Source organism: Streptococcus sp. SM5 (assembly GCF_027497975.1).
The window spans coordinates 1-2,159 of record NZ_JAJNSC010000048.1 but is presented as its reverse complement, the minus strand read 5'-3'; the positions used below and the strand labels follow the sequence as shown (position 1 = coordinate 2,159).

The 2,159-nt window shown below is 41.5% G+C and carries 6 protein-coding genes; all 6 read left to right on the top strand.

The window, feature by feature from the left end; genetic code table 11:
* The coding region (rpsC, locus tag PAN07_RS17340; RefSeq protein WP_269798439.1) for a 30S ribosomal protein S3 at positions 1 to 644 on the top strand (644 nt) is incomplete at its 5' end.
* Positions 645 to 647: 3 nt separating this feature from the next.
* The gene (rplP, locus tag PAN07_RS17335) at positions 648 to 1,061 is read left to right on the top strand and encodes a 50S ribosomal protein L16 (RefSeq protein WP_000960948.1); all 414 of its coding nucleotides are present in this window, start codon (positions 648 to 650) and stop codon (positions 1,059 to 1,061) included.
* Between the two features lie 9 nt (positions 1,062 to 1,070).
* On the top strand, positions 1,071 to 1,277 hold the full coding sequence (gene rpmC, locus PAN07_RS17330) for a 50S ribosomal protein L29 (RefSeq protein ID WP_000772918.1): 207 nt from the start codon (positions 1,071 to 1,073) through the stop codon (positions 1,275 to 1,277).
* Positions 1,278 to 1,300: 23 nt separating this feature from the next.
* On the top strand, positions 1,301 to 1,561 hold the full coding sequence (rpsQ, locus tag PAN07_RS17325) for a 30S ribosomal protein S17 (RefSeq protein WP_000440801.1): 261 nt from the start codon (positions 1,301 to 1,303) through the stop codon (positions 1,559 to 1,561).
* 25 nt (positions 1,562 to 1,586) lie between these two features.
* Positions 1,587 to 1,955 carry a 50S ribosomal protein L14 gene (rplN, locus tag PAN07_RS17320; protein ID WP_269798438.1) on the top strand — a complete coding sequence of 123 codons (369 nt, stop codon included), beginning with the start codon at positions 1,587 to 1,589 and terminating at the stop codon, positions 1,953 to 1,955.
* 80 nt (positions 1,956 to 2,035) lie between these two features.
* A partial coding sequence (locus PAN07_RS17315) for a KOW motif-containing protein (RefSeq protein WP_269798440.1) occupies positions 2,036 to 2,159 on the top strand: 124 nt, incomplete at its 3' end.

The window sequence follows — 2,159 nt, the reverse complement described above, 5'->3', positions numbered from 1 at the left end:
AAGTACATCCAATTGGTATGCGTGTCGGCATCATCCGTGATTGGGATGCCAAATGGTATGCTGAAAAAGAATACGCGGATTACCTTCATGAAGATCTTGCAATCCGTAAATTCGTTCAAAAAGAACTAGCTGACGCAGCAGTTTCAACTATTGAAATCGAACGCGCAGTAAACAAAGTTAACGTTTCACTTCACACTGCTAAACCAGGTATGGTTATCGGTAAAGGTGGTGCTAACGTTGATGCACTCCGTGCAAAACTTAACAAATTGACTGGAAAACAAGTACACATTAACATCATCGAAATCAAACAACCTGATTTGGATGCTCACCTTGTTGGTGAAGGAATTGCTCGTCAATTGGAGCAACGTGTTGCTTTCCGTCGTGCACAAAAACAAGCAATCCAACGTGCTATGCGTGCTGGAGCTAAAGGAATCAAAACTCAAGTATCAGGTCGTTTGAACGGTGCAGATATTGCCCGTGCTGAAGGATACTCTGAAGGAACAGTTCCACTTCACACACTTCGCGCAGATATCGATTACGCTTGGGAAGAAGCAGATACTACATACGGTAAACTTGGTGTTAAAGTATGGATCTACCGTGGTGAAGTTCTTCCAGCTCGTAAAAACACTAAAGGAGGTAAATAACCAATGTTAGTACCTAAACGTGTTAAACACCGTCGTGAATTCCGTGGTAAAATGCGCGGTGAAGCTAAAGGTGGAAAAGAAGTAGCATTCGGTGAATACGGTCTTCAAGCTACAACTAGCCACTGGATCACTAACCGCCAAATCGAGGCTGCTCGTATCGCCATGACTCGTTACATGAAACGTGGTGGTAAAGTTTGGATTAAAATCTTCCCACACAAATCATACACAGCTAAAGCTATCGGGGTTCGTATGGGATCTGGTAAAGGGGCACCTGAAGGTTGGGTAGCACCAGTTAAACGTGGTAAAGTAATGTTTGAAGTTGCTGGTGTATCTGAAGAGATCGCTCGCGAAGCGCTTCGTCTTGCAAGCCACAAATTGCCAGTTAAATGTAAATTCGTAAAACGTGAAGCAGAATAAGGAGAAGGCATGAAACTTAATGAAGTAAAAGAATTTGTTAAAGAACTTCGTGGTCTTTCTCAAGAAGAACTCGCGAAGCGCGAAAACGAATTGAAAAAAGAATTGTTCGAACTTCGTTTCCAAGCTGCTACTGGTCAATTAGAACAAACAGCTCGCTTGAAAGAAGTTAAAAAACAAATCGCTCGTATCAAAACAGTTCAATCTGAAGCGAAATAATAGACTAGGGAAGGAGAATTTCAATGGAACGCAATAATCGTAAAGTTCTTGTTGGACGTGTTGTATCTGACAAAATGGACAAGACAATCACAGTTGTAGTTGAAACAAAACGTAACCACCCAGTCTATGGTAAACGTATTAACTACTCTAAAAAATACAAAGCACATGATGAAAACAATGTTGCCAAAGAAGGCGATATCGTACGTATCATGGAAACTCGCCCGCTTTCAGCTACAAAACGTTTCCGTCTTGTAGAAGTTGTTGAAGAAGCGGTTATCATCTAATCAAGCCTGAAAGGAGAAAACTGAAATGATTCAAACAGAAACTCGTTTGAAAGTCGCAGACAACAGCGGTGCACGCGAAATCTTGACTATCAAAGTTCTTGGTGGTTCTAAACGTAAATTTGCGAACATCGGTGATGTTATTGTGGCATCTGTAAGACAAGCTACTCCTGGTGGTGCGGTTAAAAAAGGTGACGTTGTTAAAGCAGTTATCGTTCGTACTAAATCAGGTGCTCGTCGTGCTGATGGTTCATACATCAAGTTTGACGAAAATGCAGCAGTTATCATCCGTGAAGACAAAACTCCTCGCGGAACACGTATCTTTGGACCAGTTGCACGTGAATTGCGTGAAGGTGGTTTCATGAAGATCGTATCACTTGCTCCAGAAGTACTTTAATTTTTAAAAAAACAAACTAGTCCCCTGGATTACTTTCCAGGGTGCCCTTATGGGCGTAAGAAAAATCAAGGAGAAATCTAATGTTTGTAAAAAAAGGCGACAAAGTTCGCGTAATCGCTGGTAAAGATAAGGGAACAGAAGCTGTTGTCCTTACTGCCCTTCCAAAAGTAAACAAAGTTATCGTTGAAGGTGTTAACATCGTTA